Source organism: Acidovorax sp. M14, from assembly GCF_049331375.1.
Classification (GTDB): domain Bacteria; phylum Pseudomonadota; class Gammaproteobacteria; order Burkholderiales; family Burkholderiaceae_C; genus Acidovorax.
On record NZ_CP186263.1, the window covers coordinates 4,785,287 to 4,805,612 of the forward strand.

Below are 20,326 nucleotides of genomic sequence, written 5' to 3' on the forward strand. Positions count from 1 at the left end.
CATGCAAAGACGCCTTCTCCTCTCCGCCGCCGTGGCCGCACCTGTGGTTTTGTCCGGCTGCGCCAGCCAGAACCTCGATGGCTACGCCAGCGAAAAACCGGTGCTGGACCTGGCCCAGTACTTCAACGGCAAGATCGACGCATACGGCATCTTCCAGGACCGCAGCAGCCAGATCGTCAAACGCTTCACCGTGGTGATGGACTGCAGCTGGAAGGGCAACGAGGGCGTGCTGGACGAAGCCTTCACCTATTCCGACGGCACCACGCAGCGCCGCATCTGGCGCCTGACGAAGCATGCCGACGGCCGCTACACCGGCACCGCCGACGATGTGGTGGGCACGGCCAATGGCCAGACGCGCGGCAACGCCTTCCGCTGGAACTACACGCTGGCCCTGCCCGTGGACGGCAAGGTCTACAACGTGGACCTGGACGACTGGATGTACCTCATCGACGACCGCGTGATGCTCAACCGCGCCACCATGAGCAAGTTCGGCGTGCGGCTGGGCGAGATCACCTTGTCCTTCACCAAGCGCGCACCATGAAACTCAACCCTCCCTTGCGCGACTGGAAAGGCCGCCGGGCCTGGCTCATCGGGGCCAGCAGCGGCATTGGCCGGGCCACGGCGGCAGCGCTGCATGCGCGCGGCGCGCAAGTCATCGTCTCGGCCCGGAGCAGCGATGCGCTGAACGCCTTTGTGGTTCAGCACCCCGGCAGCACGGCGCTGGCCTTTGACACGGCTGAACCTGCCCAGGTACAAGCCGCCGCCGCGCAGGTGCTGGCGGACGGCGCGCCCGATCTGGTGTGCTACTGCGCGGGCTACTACCGCGACATGCGCGCGACCGACTTCGACCTGACCGTGATGCTGCGCCACGAGCAGATCAACTACAACGGCGCACTGCATGTCCTGGCCGCCGTGCTGCCCGCCATGCTCACTGCGGCCCAGACGGGGCACCCTGGGCATGTGAGCCTGATCAGCAGCGTGGCGGGGTTTCGGGGCCTGCCCAAGAGCCTGGCCTACGGGCCCACCAAGGCCGCGCTCATCAACCTGGCCGAGGCGCTGTACCTGGACCTGCACGACCTGGGCCTGGGCGTGAGCGTGATCAACCCCGGCTTTGTGGCCACGCCGCTCACGGCGGGCAACGACTTCACCATGCCTGCGCTCATCTCCCCCGAAGCGGCAGCCGACGCCATCCTGCAGGGCTGGGCGCGCGGGCAGTTCGATATTCACTTCCCCAAGCGCTTTACGCGCGTGATGAAGCTGCTGCGGCTGCTGCCGTACCGGTGGTACTTTCCAGCCGTCCGCAAGTTCACGGGACTCTGAGTTTCCATGCAACCCCCTTACACCGCCCCCGCTACCGAAGAAGCCGTCACGCGCGTCATTGCGTTTTTTGAAAACCTGTCGCCCGCCGATGTGGCGACGATCGGCCAGTTCTACGCGCCCCAGGCGCGCTTCAAGGACCCGTTCAACGAGGTGGTGGGCGTGCCTGCCATCCAGGGCATCTTTGCCCACATGTTCGAGGCCCTGGAGCAGCCGCGTTTTGCGGTCACGGGCCGCGTGGTGCAGGGGCAGCAGTGTTTTCTGACCTGGGACTTCTTGTTCGCCTTCAAGGACTTCCACAAGGGCGTGACGCAGACGGTGCGCGGCGCCTCGCACCTGGTGCTGGACGCCCAGGGCCAGGTGACCTTGCACCGCGACTACTGGGATGCCGCCGAAGAGCTGTACGAGAAGCTGCCCGTAGTGGGCGCGCTGATGCGCTGGCTCAAGAAGCGCGCCAATAGCTAACAGTGCAAGCCCTCATGCGGCTGCACGGATGCGCGGGTGCCCCGGCAGCGGCACGGCGCGCTGAAGCACGCCTTCGGCCAGCCACAGCGCGCTGTTCCATGCGCGTTGCGCCACATAGGGCAGCGGCAGCTGCTGGTAGTCGTCGTTGAAGACTTCAAAGCTGTAGTCGCCCTGGTAGCCCATGCCGTCTAGCGTGCGCACCAGCTCAGCCAGCGCCTGGCTGTGCACGCCCTCGCCAGGGAACACGCGAAAGTGCCGCGCGGTCTCGATGCGCTCCTGCACGGTGCGCGTCTCCTGCCACATGAAGTCCGACAACTGCACGAGGTAGATCTTGGCCGGGTCCACATTCTCCAGGGCCGAGAGCGGCGTGCTGGTGGCGAACTGGTGGTACGAGTCGATGGCCAGCCCGAGGTTGGGGCAATCGGCCTGCTCCACGGCCGCCCAGGCCTGGTGCACCTCGTTGATGTGGCGGCCCCACGAGAGGCCTTCAAACGCCACGCGAATGCCGTGCGGCAACGCCAGCAGGGCCAGCTTGCGCAGGTCCCGTGCAATGGCATCGGCGTCGGCCGTGGCGTGTGACGATGTGGAGCTGCAGGCCAGCAGCACGGGCGCACCCAGGTCGCGCGCCATCAGGATCATCTGCTTGGCAATGTCCACCTTGTAGCTGTGCAGGTGGCCTGAGAGGCCTTCAAAATCGCGCAGCACCTGAAAGCCCGTCACGCGCAGGCCGCTGTTGCGCACGGCGTGCACAGCGGCCTCGATGCCCGCAGGGTGGCCCACGATGTCGCGCGCGGCCAGCATGATCTGACCGAAGCCTGCGGCCTGGACGGCAGCGAGCTTGGCCTCCAGCGGCCCGGCCAGGCTGATGGTGTCCATGCCGAAGTCGGCGACGTTGCGTTGCATGGTGGATCGGCGCATGGGCAGTCTCCAGGCTCAGCGGGCGTCGAGCACCAGCTCGAAGCTGGGCGATGCCGCATCGGCACGCGTGAGGGCGCCACGCGTGCCGGTGTGCACGCCGGTGGGCGACTCCACAAACTCCACGCCGCGCGCACGCAGTGCATTCACGGTGGCCAGCACGTCGGGCGTGCCAAAGGCCACGCGCTGCAGCAGCTCCTCGGGGTCGGCATCCAGTGCATCGACCTGCGGCTCAATCAGTTGCCAGTGCAATGTGCCGCACGGGCTGGACAGGATGCGGCCATGGGTGAGCACGCCAAACGACTGGTTGGGCGCCAGCTCGGCAAAGCCGAACAGCTCGCTGTAGAAGTGGATCCAGTCCGCCGCGCGACCCAGACCGATGTACTGCACCACACCGAAGAGGTGCAGGCCCTGCAGCGCGGGCGGGCGGGGGGTGACGGTGGGGATGGGCACAAAGTCCACGTCGTAGATGGAAAACTCTTTCCAGCGGTCCACAAAGTAGATGCGGCTCGCGCCCACGCCGTGGATGGCGGGGATGTTCAGCTCCATCACCTCGACCTCGGTGTGCACAGCCCAGGCGCCCAGCTCCAGCACGCGACGGAACGCTGCGGCGGCGTTGCCCACGCGGAATGCGACGGCCGCCAGCACGGGGGCTTCGGTGTGCGCGGGCGGCGCATGCAGGCCCGTGCGCTCGGCATCCTGGTGTGCGTTGACGATGATGTTCATGTCGCCCTGGCGGTACAGCAGCACCTCGCGCGAGCGGTGGCGCGCCACGGGCTGAAAACCCATACGCTCCAGCGCCTGGCCCAGGGCCTGCGGACGGCTGGTGGCGTATTCGATGAACTCCACGCCCTGCAGGCCCAGGGGGTTGGGCAGTTCGCCCAGCGCTTCGCGGGCGGCCATCATCGGGGTGCTCATGGTGTCGGCTCCTTGGGGGTTGCAGCGGGCAGTGGCATCAGTGCGTGCTGACCAGGCGGCGGAAATGCGCGTCCATGCGTGCGGCATCGGGCGCCTCGCCAGTGAACAGCTCGAACGCGCCCACAGCCTGGCCCACGGCCATGCCGCCGCCGTCCGACACGCGGCAGCCCAGTGCGCGCGCGGCCTGCACCAGCGCGGTGTCGAGCGGGAAATACACCACCTCAGACACCCACATTGCAGGTCGCAGCAGCGCCACGTCCAGCGGCAGGCCGGGCAGTTTGTCCATGCCCGTGGGCGTGGCGTGGATCAGGCCGGTGGCTTGTGCCATGGCCGCTTGGATGTCAGCCGCTTCGGCCCGGACGCCGTAGAGCGCATTCACGTCGGCCGCCAGTTGCGCTGCGCGCTCGGGCTGTGCATCGACGATGCTCAGGTGCTCGGCGCCCAGGCGCAACACGGCATGGGCAATCGCAGCGCCCGCACCGCCTGCGCCCAGCAGCACCACGCGGCGCAGGTCGGCGCCGGGCAGCGCGCGGGTAAAGCCCCAGGCCCAGCCCGATCCATCGGTGTTGTGCCCCACCAGTTGTCCGTCACGGATAACCACGGTATTCACGGCGCCCATAACGCGCGCTTCTTCGGACAGGCTGTCGAGGTGCGGGATCACGGCCTGCTTGCAGGGGTAGGTCACGTTGCAGCCGGCGTAGCCCATGATGCGTGCCGCCGACAGCAGCGTGGGCAGATGCTCCACCGACGAAGCAGAGCGGTCCAGGTCGATGAGCTGGTAGTGCAGGCGCATGCCGTGGTGGCGCGCTTCTTCTTCGTGCAGCGCTGGCGACAGCGACTTCTGGATGCCGGCACCGATCAGTCCGATCAGCACCTTGCGGGGGCTTGTGGATGGCATGGCGGACGTGGGTGTGGTGACCGGGGGATCAAGCAACTGGGTGCTCATGGGGCGGGCGGAATACGGGGTGAATGCACGGCCGGGCGTGGCCAGGCCATGGGCGGCCGTGCGAGGAGGGCAGCGTGGGGCTTACTTGCCGCCGCGCAGCTTGGCCAGCGTGGCGTAGACCTCTTTCACCGTCTCGGCGCCCACTTTTTCGCTGTGCTTTTCGACCACGGGCTTGACCTTGGCGCGCAGCTTGTCCAGCTCGGCGGGCGAGAACTCGGACACCTGCATGCCGGCCTTCTTGAGGTCTTCCAGCGCCACGTTGGCCTGCACGCGCGACACACCGCGCTGGAAGGTGGTGGCCTCGGCCATGGCGTCGGTCAGCGCCTTCTGGTCGGCAGGGTTCAGGCTATCCCAGAACTTCTTGCTCACGATCACGGCCTGGGGGTTGTACATGTGGCGCGTGACGGTCAGGTACTTCTGCACCTCCGCAAACTTGGACGACAGGATGGTGGAGAACGGGTTCTCCTGGCCGTCCACGGCCTTTTGCTCCATGGCGGTGTACAGCTCGGGGAACGGCATGGGAACGGCGTTGGCGCCCAGCGCGTTGAACATGTCGATATAGATCGGCGACTGGATCACGCGGATCTTGAGGCCCGCAATGTCTTCCGCCTTGGTGATGGGACGCTTGCTGTTGGTGAGGTTGCGAAAGCCCAGCTCCCAGTAGCCTAGGCCCACCAGGTTCTTGGTCTGCAGTTTGTCGAGCAGCTTCTTGCCGAAGGGGCCGTCGGTCACGGCATCAGCCTCTTGGGGCGTAGCGAACAGGAACGGGAAGTCGTAGATGCCGAATTCCTTGGCCTGGGCCGAGAGAATGCCTGCGTTGAGCACCGTCATCTCCACCGTGCCACCTTGCAGCGCCGACACCGTCTGCAGGTCGCCGCCGAGCGTGCCGCCGGGGAAGAGCTTGACCGCAATGCGACCGTTGGTCTTGGCCGCCACCAGGTCGGCAAACTTTTGCGCGCCCTGGGCCTGCGGGTGGTCCTTCTGGTTCTGGAAGGCGAACTTGATGGTGCGCTCCTGCGCGTGCGCAGCGGGCAGCAGCGATGCGGCGATGAGGGCCGTGGCGAGCAGGGTTTTGAGCAGCTTCATGGAATGGTCTCCTTGGGTTTTTGGGCAGGCAGAAACGGTAGGCGAGTAGGGGCGGGTCAGCCCCCCAGCAGGCGCAAGGGCACGAGAACGATGGACGGGAACAGCACCAGCAGGAACATGACGATGAACTGCGCCACCATGAACGGCATGACGCCCCGGGTGACCTGCGACATGGAAATGCGGCCTACCCCGGCTACCACGTTGAGCACGGTGCCCACGGGTGGCGTGATGAGGCCAATGGCGTTGTTGATGATGAACAGCACGCCGAAGTACACCGGGTCAATGCCGGCTGCCTTGACCACCGGCATCAGCACGGGCGTGAGGATGAGGATGGTGGGCGTCATATCCATCGCGGTGCCCACCACCATGACCAGCACCATGATCGCGATCAGCAAAAGCGTCTGGTTGCCCATGAAAGGCTCCAGCATGCCGATGACCGCAGACGGGAGATCGGCCACGGTGATGAGCCAGGCAGACACCATGGCGGCAGCGACCAGGAACATCACCACGGCGCTGGTGCGTGCAGAGGTCTGGAAGATCTCCACCAGCTGGCGCAGGGTCAACTCGCGGTACACCACCATCGCGACAAACAGCGAGTAGACGGCGGCCACCACAGCGGCTTCTGTCGGCGTGAATACGCCCATGCGCAGGCCCACCAGGATGATGATGGGCAGGCCCAGGGCCCAGACGGCTTCGCGCAGCGCCAGCAGCAGCTCGGCGCGCGTGGCGCGCTTGGGCGGCGCCACGTTCTCGCGCCGCACCAGCCACCACCACGTCACGGCCAGCGAGAGCCCGAGCAGCACGCCAGGAACAATGCCCGCCAGGAACAGCTTGCTGATGGATACGTTTGCGGCCACGCCAAAGATCACAAAACCGATGGAGGGCGGGATCACCGGCGCGATGATCCCGGCAGAGGCAATCAGGCCCGCCGAGCGCTCCTTGTTGTGTCCAGCCGCCACCATCATGGGCAGCAGCAGCGACGCGAGTGCCGCCGCATCCGCCACGGCTGAGCCCGACACTGCCGCCAGGATCACGGCCGCCATGATGGCTACATAGCCCAGGCCGCCGGGGACATGGCCCACCACGGTGAGCGCCAGCTTCACGATGCGCTTGGACAACCCGCCCACATTCATGATCTCGCCCGCCAGCATGAAGAAAGGCACGGCCAGAAGCGGAAAGCTGTCCGCGCCATTGATCACGTTTTGCGCCAGGATCTGCGCGTCGAACAGGTCCAGATGCCACATCAGCGCCACGCCGCAGATCAGCAGCGCGTAAGCGATGGGGATGCCGATCGCCATGGCAAGCAGCAGGGAGCCCAGGAAGATGGTGACGGTCATGGTGCGCGTTCCAGTGCAAAAGGGGGATCAGCGGCGCGGGCCTACCGAGGGAGGGGTGGCACTGGCGTCTTCCGCGCGGTGTTGCAGCGCCGCGAGTTCTTCGCTCTCCTGCACCATGACCAGTTCGTTTTCGCTCAGCGGCACCAACAGCGTGCGCAGCAGATCACGCAGCAGGATGGCAATGGCCGACCCGCCCATGAGCACACCGCTCGCGTAGAAGATGCCCACCGATGCCCCCGTGACCGGTGCTTCGGTGTCGGCATTGATCACCATCTGCGCCCAACTGCCCTTGAGCAGCAGCCAGGAGACATACAGCATGGCGACCTGCGCCAGAACCAGACAAACCTTTTTGCCCGCCGCAGGCAGGCGAGACACCAGCACGTCGGTACCCAGGTGTCCGTGCTCCCGCAAAGCCACCACGGCTCCCATGAACGTCAGCCACACGAACAGCCAGCGCGACAGCTCTTCGGACACCGTGATGCCCGAGTTCGCGGTGTAACGCAACACCACATTGCCAAACACCAGCACCACCATGATGGCCAGGCACAGGCCGGAAAGCATGTCGAGTGCGCGGGTGTATCGCCCGAGCCAGCGATCGGCCAGTGCAAGCATGGTGTCTCCAGTCGTTATCGGTTGCTGTTTTTAAATTTTGTACGAACTGGTTAGTATTTGATCTAGGTGCAAACCCTGCTCGTTGGCGGCGGTCAGGCCATGCGGGAAAGGCTGCAATGCAGGGACGCACGGCGCCAGACGCAGAGCGCCCCCGGCTCCGATGTCCGGGAGCACCGCACGGTCAAGGCGCGCAATGCGTCGGAGAAATGCGAATCAGGGCCGCAGAAAGCGCACGATCATTTCAATGATCGATTCACGGCGTTGCGCCGTGGCGGCAGGCGTGTCCAGCGAGCGCTTGAAGATCGCGCCAAAGGTGTGGCGGTTGGCCACGTTGAAAAAGCACAGGGCGGAGATCGACATGTGCAGATCGACCGGGTCCACATCCGGACGAAAAACCCCCGCCGCCACGCCGCGCTGGTACACATCGCGCACGGCATGGATGACCGGGATGTTCAGTTCCTGGATCGTGGCCGATTGGGTGATGTACTCGCCCCGGTGCATGTTCTCGTTCATCACCAGGCGGATGAAGTCGGGGTTGGCGAGCTGGTAGTCCACCGTGAAGCCGACCAGGGTGCGCAGCGCCTGCTCGGGCGCCAGGTCTTCGAGGTGCAGTTCGGACTCGATGCGGCGGATGCGCCGGTAGGCATCCTCCAGCACCGCCACGTACAGACCTTCCTTGCTACCGAAGTAGTAATAGATCATGCGCTTGCTGGTGCTGGTCAGTGCCGCAATCTCGTCGATGCGCGCCCCTGCCAGGCCCTTGTCCGCAAACTCTGCCGTGGCCACCTGCAGGATGTTGGCCATGGTGCGGTCCGGGTCGTTCACGCGCACCCGGTCGGCGCCCGGGGTGGCTGCGGCCTCGCGTGCGGCGCGCTGGCGGGTCGCCCTGGTACCAGCGCCTGGGGGTGGGTTTTGAACCATCTCGTTCATACGCCCGGGAGCATACGGCAAGCGGAGGGTCGAACGGCACAAAGACCCGCCGCACTCTGCGGCAGGACGGGCTCGCCGGAGCCTCTCAGTGGCCCCGCGACAGGTCAGGCAGGCTTGGTGTCCGCGAAGCTGGGGCGCTGCATCAGCTTGTCGAGCAGCTTGCCCAGGTTGGGGTATTCGTTGCGCCAAGCGATCTCGGGAAAACGGAACTCCAGCCAGCCCAAAGCACAGCCGACCGCAATGTCGGACAGGCTCAGGTGGATGCCGCTGCAATAGGGCTTGTCGCCCAGGCCCTGGCTCATGGACTTGAGACCATCGTTCACCTTGAGCAACTGGCGGTCGATCCAGGCCTGGCTGCGTTCGCTGTCCTTGCGGTGAACCCAGGTTGCCTCCAGGCGGGCCAGGATACCGGCATCCATCACGCCGTCGGCCAGGGCCTCCCAGGTCTTGACCTCTGCGCGCTCGCGGCCCTGGGAGGGGATGAGCTTGCCCACGGGCGACAGGGTGTCGAGGTATTCCACGATGACGCGCGAGTCAAACACGGCCTCGCCGCCCTCCATCACCAGGCAGGGCACCTTGCCCAGCGGGTTGGATGCGGAGATGTGGGTGTCGTCTGCCCAGACGTTTTCTTGCACGAACTGGTAGTCGAGCTTTTTCTCAGCCATCACGATACGTACTTTGCGCACGTAGGGGCTGGTGGTGGCTCCGATCAATTTCATGGTGTGTCTTCCAGTGCGCGGGGATGCTGAACAATTCGGGTTTGATTCTATCGACAGCGACCCGGCGTGAGGCTGACTGATGCGCCGCCCCCACAAACCCCGCCAACCCGCCCCGCCTACAATGGCGCGCCATGAGCCTGTCCACCATCACCGCCCTGTCGCCGCTTGACGGCCGTTACGCCCCCAAACTTGCCGCCCTGCGCCCGATCATGAGCGAACACGGCTACATGCACCGCCGCGTGCAGGTGGAAGTGGCTTGGTTCATTGCGCTGTCGGACGCAGGTTTTGCTGAATTCAAGCCCCTCACCACCGGAGCGCGTGCTTACTTGCTGGGCCTGGTCAAGAACTTCTCCGAGGCTGACGCCGCCGCCATCAAGGAGATCGAGAAGACCACGAACCACGACGTGAAGGCCGTGGAATACTGGATCAAGAGCAAGTTCGAAGCCCGTCCTGAGCTGGAAAAGGCCTCCGAATTCGTACACTTTGCCTGCACCAGCGAAGACATCAACAACACCAGCCACGCACTGCAGCTGCGCTCGGGCCGCGACCAGGTCATCCTGCCGGGCCTGGACCGCATCATGCTCAAGCTGCGCGAAATGGCCCACGCGTTTGCCGACGTGCCCATGCTCAGCCGCACGCACGGCCAGACGGCCAGCCCCACCACCGTGGGCAAGGAAATGGCCAACGTGCTGATGCGCCTGCAAACGGCCTGCGAGAAGATCGCCACCGTCAAGATCATGGGCAAGATGAACGGCGCCGTGGGCAACTACAACGCCCACCTGTCCGCCTGGCCCGAGTTTGACTGGGAAGCCTTCAGCAAGAAGGTCATCGAAACGCCTGAACCCCTGGGCCTGGGCCTGACCTTCCAGCCCTACTCGATCCAGATCGAGCCGCACGACTACATGGCCGAACTGTTCGACGCCGTGGCGCGTGCCAACACCATCCTGATCGACCTCTCGCGCGACATCTGGGGTTATGTGAGCCTGGGCTACTTCAAGCAGCGCCTGAAGGCAGGCGAAATTGGCTCGTCCACCATGCCGCACAAGGTCAACCCCATCGACTTCGAGAACGCCGAAGGCAACCTTGGACTGGCTAACGCACTGCTCAAGCACCTGTCCGAAAAGCTGCCCATCAGCCGCTGGCAGCGCGACCTCACCGACAGCACCGTGCTGCGCAACATGGGCGTCGCCCTGGGCTACGCCACGTTGGCCTACGCTTCGCTGCTAACGGGCCTGAACAAGCTCGAAATCAACGAAGAAGCCCTGGCCGAAGACCTGGACGCCGCCTGGGAAGTGCTGGCCGAGCCCATCCAGACCGTGATGCGCCGTTTTGGTGTGCAGGGCGCCTACGAAAAGCTCAAGGAAGTCACACGCGGCAAGACCGTGACCGCCGAAGCCCTGCACGGCCTGATCCAGTCCCTGGACATCCCCCAGGCCGAAAAGGACCGCCTGCTGGCCATGACGCCCGGCAGCTATGTGGGCAAAGCGGCTGAGCTGGCACGCCGCGTATAAAAATGATAGCTACCCGCGCTTATCGCGTGGGCCTTTGAAACCTCTGGAGCTGCCAAAGCAAGCAAGAGCTTGCGCTGGCAGCTCTTATTTTTGATACACCCCATGGCCATCAAATCCACCATCTTCAAGGCGAATATCCAGATCGCCGACATCGACCACGGCTACTACGCCGACCATGCCCTCACCCTGGCCCGCCACCCCAGTGAGACCGACGAGCGCATGATGGTGCGGCTAGCGGCCCTGGCCATGCAGGCGCACCAGCTCAATGACCTGTGCAATGGCGACGCCACATTGGCGTTTGGTGCGGGCCTGTCCGACCCGGATGATCCGGATGCATCCCTCACCGACTTCACGGGCCGCAAGCGCCTGTGGATCGAAGTGGGCCAGCCTGAGGACAAGCCGCTCACCAAGGCCTGCAGCAAGGCCGACTCCGTGATCGTCTACTGCTTCAACCACGCCGCAGAAATCTGGTGGAAAGGCATCGAGAGCAAGCTCTCGCGCCTGGACAAGCTGCAGGTGTGGCGCATTCCGACCGAGGCCTCGCAAGCGCTCGCACAACTGGCCGAGCGCAGCATGCAGTTGCAGGTCACAGTGCAGGAAGGTGCCATCACTCTGAGCAGCACGCAGGGCAGCGTCCATATTGAGCCGGTGCGCTGGAAGTAAGGGAATTCTGAGCCTAGATGCCCGCTAGTGCCAGTGAGATATAACCAAACAGCTATCAAATATATAGCAATCGAGTTCAACAATTCCGTCACTCACGTGGCATGAGAGCGCCGCAGCGCCAGCATTGCTCGAACCCGCCTTCCACCATCTCGCCGCAGCGACATGCCCAGTGGCGCTGTGGCAGGTCTTGCAACTCCTGCAGCAAGGCCCGTGCGCGGGCGACATGCTCCTCATGGTCCAGCCAGATCTCGGGCAGGCACTGGTCGGGCGGCAGGTGGCCCGCAGCGGCGCCCAGGTACTGGCGCTGAACAGAGGCGGTCATGCCCGCCTCGCACAGCAGGTCCGCCCACAAGGTGGCGATCGCGATATTCGGGGCTTGGGTCAGACGCTGCATGGCGCCACCTTAGCGGTTTGCCGGACCGGCGCATAGCCCATCATCCGCTAATCCACCTTGCCGCTGGCAGCGGCCGGCGTGCTCACGCCTTCTGCCGCCCGCTCGGCATACCGGTTGAACCGCCAGGCTGAGTGCTCCAGCGTGATGCGACGCCACACCCCCCGCTTTTCTGCTGGTGTGAACGAAAGCCAGAATTGCACCTCGTCGAACGTGCGTCCGCAGCCTTTGCACAGGTCATCGCCCTGGCTGGTGGAACAAATGGCAATACAGGGGGTGTCGGGTGTCGTGTCGTACCAGGTCTGCCATGCCGCGATGGCAGCGGGAGGCAGGCTGTCTTCGTCGATCTCCGTGGTGTGACCGTAGACCATGAGCGCGTAGACCTCCCCCAGGGCTTGGACCTCAGGCGCCAGGCCCAGCCCCTCGGCCGACGCAGGCGCACGTTGGCGCCAGTAATTGATGGCGGCTTCGATGTCGGTGATGTGGATGGCAGCCATGGGAATGGGGCGATGGAGAAGAAGCGCAGCGGTACAGCAGGAGAAGGGGGCTGGATCATAGCGGTCCGCCACAAGGGACGCTGGCAGTGGTGGTATCCACCGTCTGCCCGCCCAGCCTCCCTCGCCAGCCCCCACGGACGTACGCAGTAACCACAACGCTCAGGCCCTTGCGCTGCCGCGCTGGGGATGTTCCAATCGCTGTCTCGAAGGGGAGTAGCTCCCGCCCTGCCATCCGACCCGCCGTCACACGGGCTGGCCCCGCGCAAGGCATCGGATTTGTCGTCAATACGAAGCCATGCTTCCGGCAGTCCGGGTTCACACACAGCCAGCCCGTGTGGAACTGAGCAAGACCTTTGATGGGCCCACCGTGGGCTGATCAAGGCCGCCCCTTCGCTTGCCACCGCACCCCTACAGGTGCAAGCCTTTCTTGATCAGGTCACCCACCGCCCTCTATCCCTGCGGGGGACTCGGCGCTACAGTGGCGCCAGTATCCTCGTTTCGCCACTGACATTGAGGAATTTATGGACTTTTTGGCTTCGCCCGAATTCTGGCTCGCACTGGGCCAGATCATCATCATCGACATCCTGCTGGGGGGCGACAACGCCGTGGTCATTGCCTTGGCCTGCCGCAAGCTGCCTCCCGCACAGCGTACCAAGGGCATCATCTGGGGCACGGCCGGTGCCATCGTGCTGCGCGTGATCCTGATCGCCTTCGCGATGACCTTGCTGGCACTGCCCTTCCTCAAGTTCGTGGGCGCGCTTCTGCTGGTGTGGATTGGCGTGAAGCTGCTGGCCCCCGATGAAGACGGCCATGGTGACGTGCAAGGCAGCGACAAGCTGCTGGCCGCCATCAAGACCATCATCGTGGCCGACTTGGTCATGAGCGTGGACAACGTGATCGCCATTGCCGGTGCGGCCCAGAATGCGGGCGACCATTCGTTCCTGCTGGTAGTGCTGGGTCTGCTGATCTCTATCCCGATCATCGTCTGGGGGAGTCAGCTGGTCATCAAGCTCATGGAGCGCTTTCCCCTCATCATCACGCTGGGCGGCATGCTACTGGGCTGGATTGCGGGCGGCATGCTGGTCACCGACCCAGCCCTCGCCAACCCTGACAAGTGGCAGTGGATGCTCAAGATGCCCGTCGATAGCGTGACCGGCGAAGTGACCAATGTCGTGAAGTACGGAGCGAGTGTGGCCGGCGCGCTGCTGGTCTTGCTGACGGGCAAGTTTATCCTGGCTCGCCGCGCCAGTGCCGGCTCTGCACCGGCTGGGCACTGACCCGACCGTTTCACGCGGATTGCATTGCATCTGAGGCAGCACAGGGGGCCATACCGCACCCCTGTGGCCTGCCGCACACCTGGAGGTGGGTATGGACAAAGTCATCGTGTATGTGGACGACGCAGCGTACGCACAGCAAGTGCTGGCCCCCCTGTGTGGGCGCCCCGCCAGTGCCAACACCCATTGGGTGCTGGTAGCGTGTGCACCCCGGATGACCCACCGCGTCAGCAAATGGGTGAGCCACAGCACCCGTGAGAACTGGCGGACCAAGTGGGCGGACAAGCTGTTCGCACAAATTGTCCCGACGTTGCATGCACCTTCGGGTGCGGTGACTACGGTGGTGGCCAAGGGCCCGCTGGCCGAACTCACGGCCCAAATTCAGGCAGAGGCCGGTGGCGTAGTGGCCGCACCCGTGGTGGATGCACGTCGCCCCAAGTCCGAGCCCGTGCAGCCCGCTGGCCGTTTGGACGGGCGCTGGTCGTCACTGTCAGGCACGCTGGGCAGTGTGCTCACCGGCTTTGGCGTGTTGTGGGTGCTAGCGCTCGAATGATCCGCTGAGGAGGGCAAGCTCGCCACATCCAGCGATGGCACAGGTGCAGGCCAGTGCTATTCTCCGGCCATGCGACTTCTTCTGAAATGGCTGCTCAGCGCTGCATCGCTGCTGTTTGTGGCTTACATCTACAGCGGTGTGGAGGTGAAGAGCTTCACCTCGGCGCTGATCGCGGCCTTCGTGATCGGCCTGTTCAATGTGGTGTTGCGGCCGGTGCTGGTCGTGCTCACCTTGCCCGTCACCATCGTCACAGTCGGGCTCTTTCTTTTCGTCATCAACGCGCTCATGTTCTGGGCAGCGGCCAGCGTGCTGGATGGCTTCCATGTCGCAGGGTTTGGCGCTGCGATGCTGGGTTCGCTGATCTATTCGGTGCTCGGCGTGATCATCGAATCAGCGCTCGGCGGCCTGTTCGCGAAGAAGTGACTCCATCGCGCGCAAACGGGTGTCGATGATGGAAGCCTCAATGTGGTCCACCGCAGGTCCACCTCGGCGGGCCATCTCTTGGCCGGCCTTGAACCGGTCTACCGCAGCAGCATAGTCGTACCGCGCGGCCTGCGCTTCGGCCTCTGCACGAATCGCCCTTAACGCTTGGCCTTGCGCTTGCCAGGTTGACGCCAGCAGCTGCCACACGGTCGCATCCTTGGGGTGGGTGGCCACCCAGGTTTGCAACGCCTGCGTGGCGTCCGCGGGCCGGTTGGCGCGCAACAGGGCTTGTGTTTGCAGCACCAACTCTGGCCTGCGTGCGTTGTTGCCCTCTGGCATGGACGCAAGGGCTGCAGAGGCATCGCCCGCTGCCAGTTCGATCTCCGCCGCCAACAGGCGTGACAGGCGGTGAGCGGCGGGGTCCTGCCGCACCAGGTCATCCAGCTGGCGGGCAACCAGACGCGCATTGGCTGCATCACGCAGCTGGCTGCTTGCCAGCGCCGCCGCATACAGCGCGGCGGCCCGTCGCGGCAGCGGCTGTGACTGAAACCCTGAGCCCTTGGGCTCCGCAATCCACTGACGCAAAGTGTCCACCCCAGGATTGGACAACACGCGCGCCCGCGCGGCCACCATGGCATGTTCGCTGGAAGTCTGCGTTGGGCCCCCAGGCGCAGACGCTGCTCCCGGAGGGATGCGCGACTGCATGTCTGCCATGCGCTCTGTGGTCAGCGGATGGCTGCGCAAATAGGGCCACGATCCGTTGTCGTTGAGCCGGTTGGCCTGCTGCAGCTTTTCAAACATGCTCACAAAGCCCTGGGGCGCGAAGCCTGCCGGGGCCATCAGCCCATAGCCAATACGGTCCGCCTCGCGCTCCATGTCCCGCGAGAAATTGAGCTGGTTCTGAATGGCCAAGGCATGACCACCTACAACCAGGGCCTGCGTGGCGCCCGGGTTTTTGCTGGCTGCAAGCGCCCCCAACACCATCGCCCCCAGCAGCAACGGCGTCTGCTTGCTCTGCTGCGTGATCAGCCGCGAGATATGGCGCTGAGTCACATGGCTCAGTTCGTGTGCTAACACGGAAGCCAGTTCATCACGTGTCGCCACCACACCGATCAGCCCCAGATGCACCCCTAGATACCCGCCGGGCAGGGCAAACGCATTCACAGTGCGGTCGCGTCCCAACAGGATCTCCCAGGCAAAGCGTTCGTCCAGCTCGGCACTGAGTTCACCACGTGACTTGGCCGCAGACAGGAGGGGCTGCCAGATCCCCTGCACATAGTCGACCAAGACAGGGTCATCGACGTAGTCGGGATCCCGGTACAACTCGCGGATGATGCGATCACCCAAGCGGCGCTCGGCGCTGGTAGTGAGGTCGCTGGCGTCGCCGAGGGTGGGGAGGGGGGATTGGGCTCGGGCAGGCGCTGCTACACCAACACCAATCGCTACTAATAGAAAAGCTGTCACTCCAATGCTAGAAAGCACTAGATGCACTTTGCACTGGATTTTCTGAATACCCAAGGAGACCTCAACTCCAAGCGCTTCAAGGGTGCTTTTGCGATTCCACATGCACGTATGATGCCCAATCGCCCGAATGTTTCCTATCGACTCACCTATTTACCACGATATGTCCGCACTCACCCACTTTGACGCCCAGGGCGAGGCTCACATGGTTGACGTCGCAGCCAAAGCCGCCACGCACCGCATCGCCATCGCCAGCGGCCGCATCGACATGCTGCCCGCCACTTTAGCCCTCATCGAGGCCGGCACTGCCAAAAAAGGTGATGTGTTGGGCATCGCCCGCATCGCAGGAATCATGGCCGCAAAAAAAACGAGCGAGCTGATTCCCCTGTGCCACCCGCTTGCACTGACCCGCGTTGCTATTAATTTTGAAGCTGCGAGCGCAAACCAACATAGCCCTACAGGCATTCGCTGCACTGCAACCGTGGAGACCATCGGGCCCACTGGGGTAGAAATGGAAGCCCTTACTGCCGTGCAGGTGGCACTCCTCACCATCTACGACATGTGCAAGGCTGTGGACCGAGAGATGGTAATCATGCGCGTGAAGGTATTGGAGAAGCAGGGCGGAAAGTCTGGACGGTTTGTCGCAGCGACTGAAACATTAAGTCATGAAGTGCATGATGAACCCACGGATCGGTCTGCAGGGCCTTGATGGCACACGAGCAATCTGATCCTACCTTCTCAACCCACACTTCTCAAAATGCCATCTATTCCTATTGAAAGCCATATGCTCGTGAGCTTGGAAGACCTGATTGCACGACGCACAGTTTGCGTTGGAATCTATGGCCTTGGGTATGTCGGGCTCCCGTTGGCACTGCGTTTTGCCGAGGTGGGGCTGAAAGTCATCGGGTTCGACATTGATGTTGCCAAGGTGAGGCAGTTGAGGGAAGGCGATAGCTACATCGAACGCCTGACCCCTGCCGTCATCCAGCGCGCGCAAGGACAGGGCTTCGAGGCTACAACTGATTTTGCGCGCACCACCGAGGTGGACGCGCTCATCATCTGTGTGCCGACGCCACTCAATGCCTATCGAGAACCAGACCTAAGCTTCATCATCAACACCATAGAAGCTGCTTTGCCTCACATGCGTGCCGGCCAACTGGTGAGTTTAGAGAGTACTACCTGGCCCGGGACCACCGATGAAGTGCTGGCTCCGCGTCTACGAGCACGCGGTCTAAAGCCAGGTGAAAACTGTGCACTTGTATTTTCGCCCGAGCGTGAAGATCCTGGCAACCCGCATTACGGAACCAAAGACATTCCCAAAGTAATCGGAGGCACCACACCGCGCTGCCTAGCGTTAGGTACGGCCTTGTATCAGCACGCCATCCAGACTATGGTCCCCGTCAGCAGCACACGAGCCGCCGAGATGACCAAGTTGCTAGAGAATATCCACCGGAGCGTCAACATCGGCTTGGTCAACGAGATGAAAATCGTAGCCGACAAAATGGATATCAATATCCATGAAGTCATCAACGCAGCCGCCACCAAGCCTTTCGGCTTCGTCCCTTACAAACCCGGCCCCGGCCTGGGTGGGCACTGCATCCCCATCGACCCGTTTTACCTGACTTGGAAAGCGCGCGAATATGGCGTCAACACCCGCTTTATTGAACTGGCCGGGGAAGTCAACCACTACATGCCGCACTGGGTGGTGGAAAAAATCACCGATGCACTAAACGCGCGCACCCGATCTGTCAAAGGGAGTCGCATTTTGGTGCTAGGTTTGGCCTACAAGAAAAATATTGACGACACCCGCGAATCACCCGCCGTGGAAATCATGGACCTGCTGCAAGCCAAGGGAGCCCACATAGACTACAGCGATCCACATGTGCCCACATTCCCGCGCAAGCGCGACTACCACTTTGACCTGCAGTCTGTGGCACTAACCCCCGAAAGCATCGCCAACTACGACTGCCTAGTGCTGGCTACCGACCACGACGATTTTAACTACCCGCAGCTGGTACAGCACGCTTCCCTGATCGTGGACACGCGTGGGCGGCTGGGTGTTGGCATAGGGAATGTGGTGGCTGCGTAGACCATTGGTGCGGTGGTAATGAACATGCCCTTCCAAGAATTCTCCCGAATACTCCACATCACTCGCAATCTGCCCCCCCTGATAGGTGGCATGGAACGACTGAACTGGCACATTGCTGATGAACTATCGCAACATGCCCAAATACAGCTGATTGCCCCTCAGGGCAGCGCTGCGATGCGCCCTGCTGCTGTGCAAATGACCGAAGTGCCGCTTCGCCCACTACCTCTATTCTTGCTGGCATCTGCATGGCAGGCTGTAGCGGTGGCGCGGCGCTTCAAGCCGCCTATCGTTCTGGCGGGTAGCGGCTTGACGGCGCCTGCCGCCTGGTTGGCTGCGCGTACCAGTGGCGCCCGTGCATATGTATACCTTCATGGGCTGGATGCCGCCGTGCAGCATCCCGTGTACCGCGCCGTGTGGCACCCGGCCATCCGGTGCATGGATGGAGTGATTGCCAACAGCCATTCCACCGCTGCGCTGGCGCGCAGCTTGGGCGTGGCGGCACAAAATATTCACATCGTTCACCCTGGCGTGACGTTGCCTAAAAGCCCCCAAAGCTCAGCTGCGCTACAAAATTTTCGGCAACGCTATGAGCTTGGCGACAGTCGCTTGCTTCTGTCGGTGGGTCGTCTGACCACCCGTAAAGGCCTACGCGAATTTGTACAGCATGCACTGCCCACCATTGTCCAAGCGGCACCCGACACGCTGCTGGTGATCGTGGGCCAGGCCCCTACCGACTCGCTGCACGCGAGCGGGCAAACTCCTGCCAGCATCCAGGCCGTGGCTGATGCTGCAGGCATTGGTCAGCACCTGCGCTTTCTGGGCGTGATCACCGACCCGCAAGAACTGGCCTGCGCCTACGAAAGTGCCACCGTGCACATTTTCCCGGTGCGCCATCTGCCTGGCGACCCAGAAGGCTTTGGCATGGTCGCCATTGAAGCCGCCGCCCACGGACTACCTACGGTGGCCTTTGCCACTGGGGGAATTGTGGATGCTGTAGCCGAAGACCAATCTGGCCACCTAACGCCCCCTGGCGACTATCCCGCACTGGCCCGGGCCGCGCTGCATGTGCTGGCCGATAGCTCCAGCGCATGGCAGACCCGCGCCAGTACGTTTGCGGCCCAATTTGCATGGCCCAAGTTGGGTGAGAAGATACTCCAAGCATTTGCTGTTAAATCAACGGCATGAAACCCAGAATCCTGATCGTTGGAGGCGCCGGCTATATCGGCTCCCATACGGTGCTGCAACTAGCCCATGCAGAGTACGACGTTGTGGTGTTCGACAACCTGAGCAATGGTCATCGGGATGCAGTGTTGGCCGGAGAGCTGGTCGTTGGCGATCTGGCAGACCGAGTCGCGCTGGCAAATCTGTTCGCAGTCCATCGCTTCGATGCAGTTATGCACTTCGCTTCTTCTATACAAGTAGGAGAATCTATGCAACAGCCAGCACGCTACTACGCCAATAACGTGGGCAACACCGTCCACTTGATTGAGGCCATGATCGAACATGGTGTACAGCGCCTGATTTTTTCTTCGACTGCCGCCATTTTTGGTGATCCGATCCGCATTCCTATCGATGAGACGCACCCGCTCCAGCCGGTTAACCCCTACGGCTGGAGCAAATCGATGGTAGAGCAGATACTGGCTGACTGTGACCGTGCGCACGGTTTGCGCTATGTGGCGCTGCGCTATTTCAACGCTGCGGGAGCACACCCCGATGGCCTGCTGGGTGAGCGCCATGACCCCGAGACACATCTGATCCCACTGGTGCTCCAGGCAGCAGCCGGACGACGTACGCATATTGGCATTTTTGGCACCGACTACGATACCCCGGACGGCACCTGCGTCCGCGATTACATCCATGTGCAAGATTTGGTCGATGCACACCTGCGGGCGCTCCAATGGCTGATGCAGGGCAAGCCTTCAGCCGCTTTTAACTTGGGTAACGAGAGCGGCTTTTCTATCCGCGAAGTGATCCGAGTGGCGGAAGCAGTGACCGGCCAGCGTGTGGTGGTGCAAAACTTGCCCCGTCGCGTCGGCGATCCTGCCGTGCTGGTGGCCGGCAGCAGCTACGCCCGCGCTGCGCTGGGTTGGCAGCCGCGATACCCCAATCTGCATGACATAGTGCAACATGCCTGGCTATGGGAAAAAAAATGCACTCCGCCTCTTTGATGCGCTGAAAGTCCACATGCTCCCAGCACTGATGTGCCAGTTGTCATTCAC

Annotated in this window: 23 protein-coding genes; 12 read left to right on the forward strand and 11 right to left on the reverse strand. The window is 63.1% G+C overall.

The genetic code is table 11. The features are described from left to right. Position 1: 1 nt before the first annotated feature. From ACOYR4_RS22340 to ACOYR4_RS22350, 3 genes are read left to right on the forward strand one after another with little or no spacing between them, the layout of a single operon-like run. Positions 2-541, forward strand: a complete 540-nt coding sequence (locus tag ACOYR4_RS22340; protein ID WP_422848096.1) for a DUF3833 domain-containing protein — start codon at positions 2-4, stop codon at positions 539-541. Further along, on the forward strand, positions 538-1,320 hold the full coding sequence (locus tag ACOYR4_RS22345; RefSeq protein ID WP_209816833.1) for an SDR family NAD(P)-dependent oxidoreductase: 783 nt from the start codon (positions 538-540) through the stop codon (positions 1,318-1,320). The genes ACOYR4_RS22340 and ACOYR4_RS22345 overlap by 4 nt, the downstream gene beginning before the upstream one ends. A 6-nt stretch (positions 1,321-1,326) precedes the next feature. After that, on the forward strand, positions 1,327-1,782 hold the full coding sequence (locus ACOYR4_RS22350) for a nuclear transport factor 2 family protein (RefSeq protein ID WP_422848097.1): 456 nt from the start codon (positions 1,327-1,329) through the stop codon (positions 1,780-1,782). Between the two features lie 12 nt (positions 1,783-1,794). Here ACOYR4_RS22350 and ACOYR4_RS22355 read toward each other — a convergent pair whose 3' ends face one another. The 8 genes from ACOYR4_RS22355 to ACOYR4_RS22390 all read right to left on the reverse strand — a co-directional run bounded on the left by ACOYR4_RS22355 (position 1,795) and on the right by ACOYR4_RS22390 (position 9,245). Continuing rightward, positions 1,795-2,700 carry a sugar phosphate isomerase/epimerase family protein gene (locus tag ACOYR4_RS22355; RefSeq protein WP_422848098.1) on the reverse strand — a complete coding sequence of 302 codons (906 nt, stop codon included), beginning with the start codon at positions 2,698-2,700 and terminating at the stop codon, positions 1,795-1,797. A gap of 15 nt (positions 2,701-2,715) precedes the next feature. After that, positions 2,716-3,615: a VOC family protein gene (locus tag ACOYR4_RS22360; protein ID WP_422848099.1), complete on the reverse strand. Its 900-nt coding sequence runs from the start codon at positions 3,613-3,615 to the stop codon at positions 2,716-2,718. Positions 3,616-3,652: 37 nt separating this feature from the next. Beyond that, complete coding sequence (locus tag ACOYR4_RS22365) at positions 3,653-4,561, reverse strand: shikimate dehydrogenase (RefSeq protein ID WP_422848100.1); 909 nt, start codon at positions 4,559-4,561, stop codon at positions 3,653-3,655. A gap of 81 nt (positions 4,562-4,642) precedes the next feature. Beyond that, a complete protein-coding gene (locus tag ACOYR4_RS22370; RefSeq protein ID WP_422848101.1) occupies positions 4,643-5,647 on the reverse strand; it encodes a TRAP transporter substrate-binding protein in 1,005 nt (334 codons plus the stop codon). A 56-nt stretch (positions 5,648-5,703) separates the two neighbouring features. Further along, a complete protein-coding gene (locus tag ACOYR4_RS22375) occupies positions 5,704-6,984 on the reverse strand; it encodes a TRAP transporter large permease (protein ID WP_295936754.1) in 1,281 nt (426 codons plus the stop codon). A gap of 27 nt (positions 6,985-7,011) precedes the next feature. Beyond that, a complete protein-coding gene (locus ACOYR4_RS22380) occupies positions 7,012-7,596 on the reverse strand; it encodes a TRAP transporter small permease (RefSeq protein WP_422848102.1) in 585 nt (194 codons plus the stop codon). Between the two features lie 213 nt (positions 7,597-7,809). After that, positions 7,810-8,526, reverse strand: a complete 717-nt coding sequence (locus tag ACOYR4_RS22385) for a TetR/AcrR family transcriptional regulator (RefSeq protein WP_060985481.1) — start codon at positions 8,524-8,526, stop codon at positions 7,810-7,812. A 104-nt stretch (positions 8,527-8,630) separates the two neighbouring features. After that, entirely contained in the window at positions 8,631-9,245 is a 615-nt protein-coding gene (locus ACOYR4_RS22390; protein ID WP_422848103.1) for a glutathione S-transferase N-terminal domain-containing protein, read from the reverse strand. A 131-nt stretch (positions 9,246-9,376) separates the two neighbouring features. On the opposite strand from ACOYR4_RS22390, the gene purB reads away from it, so the two are divergent. Next, a complete protein-coding gene (gene purB / locus ACOYR4_RS22395) occupies positions 9,377-10,756 on the forward strand; it encodes an adenylosuccinate lyase (protein ID WP_422848104.1) in 1,380 nt (459 codons plus the stop codon). Positions 10,757-10,858: 102 nt separating this feature from the next. Beyond that, entirely contained in the window at positions 10,859-11,419 is a 561-nt protein-coding gene (locus tag ACOYR4_RS22400) for a YaeQ family protein (protein ID WP_422848105.1), read from the forward strand. Positions 11,420-11,507: 88 nt separating this feature from the next. Here ACOYR4_RS22400 and ACOYR4_RS22405 read toward each other — a convergent pair whose 3' ends face one another. Next, positions 11,508-11,813: a putative signal transducing protein gene (locus ACOYR4_RS22405; protein WP_422848106.1), complete on the reverse strand. Its 306-nt coding sequence runs from the start codon at positions 11,811-11,813 to the stop codon at positions 11,508-11,510. A 47-nt stretch (positions 11,814-11,860) separates the two neighbouring features. After that, positions 11,861-12,307, reverse strand: a complete 447-nt coding sequence (locus tag ACOYR4_RS22410) for a DUF3717 domain-containing protein (protein WP_422848107.1) — start codon at positions 12,305-12,307, stop codon at positions 11,861-11,863. A 521-nt stretch (positions 12,308-12,828) separates the two neighbouring features. On the opposite strand from ACOYR4_RS22410, the gene ACOYR4_RS22415 reads away from it, so the two are divergent. From ACOYR4_RS22415 to ACOYR4_RS22425, 3 genes are all read left to right on the forward strand, one after another. After that, entirely contained in the window at positions 12,829-13,584 is a 756-nt protein-coding gene (locus ACOYR4_RS22415) for a TerC family protein (RefSeq protein WP_422848108.1), read from the forward strand. A gap of 91 nt (positions 13,585-13,675) precedes the next feature. Beyond that, positions 13,676-14,134 carry a hypothetical protein gene (locus ACOYR4_RS22420; protein WP_422848109.1) on the forward strand — a complete coding sequence of 153 codons (459 nt, stop codon included), beginning with the start codon at positions 13,676-13,678 and terminating at the stop codon, positions 14,132-14,134. A gap of 69 nt (positions 14,135-14,203) precedes the next feature. Beyond that, positions 14,204-14,557 (forward strand): phage holin family protein, encoded by a 354-nt coding sequence (locus tag ACOYR4_RS22425; protein ID WP_422848110.1) that lies wholly within the window; start codon positions 14,204-14,206, stop codon positions 14,555-14,557. On the opposite strand, the gene ACOYR4_RS22430 is transcribed toward ACOYR4_RS22425, so the two are convergent. Continuing rightward, positions 14,525-16,123 (reverse strand): M48 family metalloprotease, encoded by a 1,599-nt coding sequence (locus ACOYR4_RS22430; RefSeq protein ID WP_422848111.1) that lies wholly within the window; start codon positions 16,121-16,123, stop codon positions 14,525-14,527. The two genes, ACOYR4_RS22425 and ACOYR4_RS22430, sit on opposite strands and share 33 nt — an antisense overlap. Positions 16,124-16,181: 58 nt before the next feature. On the opposite strand from ACOYR4_RS22430, the gene moaC reads away from it, so the two are divergent. From moaC to galE, 4 genes are all read left to right on the forward strand, one after another. Next, positions 16,182-16,727 carry a cyclic pyranopterin monophosphate synthase MoaC gene (gene moaC / locus ACOYR4_RS22435; RefSeq protein ID WP_422848112.1) on the forward strand — a complete coding sequence of 182 codons (546 nt, stop codon included), beginning with the start codon at positions 16,182-16,184 and terminating at the stop codon, positions 16,725-16,727. Positions 16,728-16,775: 48 nt separating this feature from the next. Then, positions 16,776-18,107 carry a nucleotide sugar dehydrogenase gene (locus ACOYR4_RS22440; protein WP_422848113.1) on the forward strand — a complete coding sequence of 444 codons (1,332 nt, stop codon included), beginning with the start codon at positions 16,776-16,778 and terminating at the stop codon, positions 18,105-18,107. A gap of 90 nt (positions 18,108-18,197) precedes the next feature. Next, positions 18,198-19,292 (forward strand): glycosyltransferase family 4 protein, encoded by a 1,095-nt coding sequence (locus ACOYR4_RS22445; protein WP_422848114.1) that lies wholly within the window; start codon positions 18,198-18,200, stop codon positions 19,290-19,292. Continuing rightward, entirely contained in the window at positions 19,289-20,275 is a 987-nt protein-coding gene (gene galE / locus ACOYR4_RS22450; RefSeq protein WP_422848115.1) for a UDP-glucose 4-epimerase GalE, read from the forward strand. Before ACOYR4_RS22445 ends, galE begins: the two co-directional genes overlap by 4 nt. Positions 20,276-20,326: the final 51 nt, after the last annotated feature.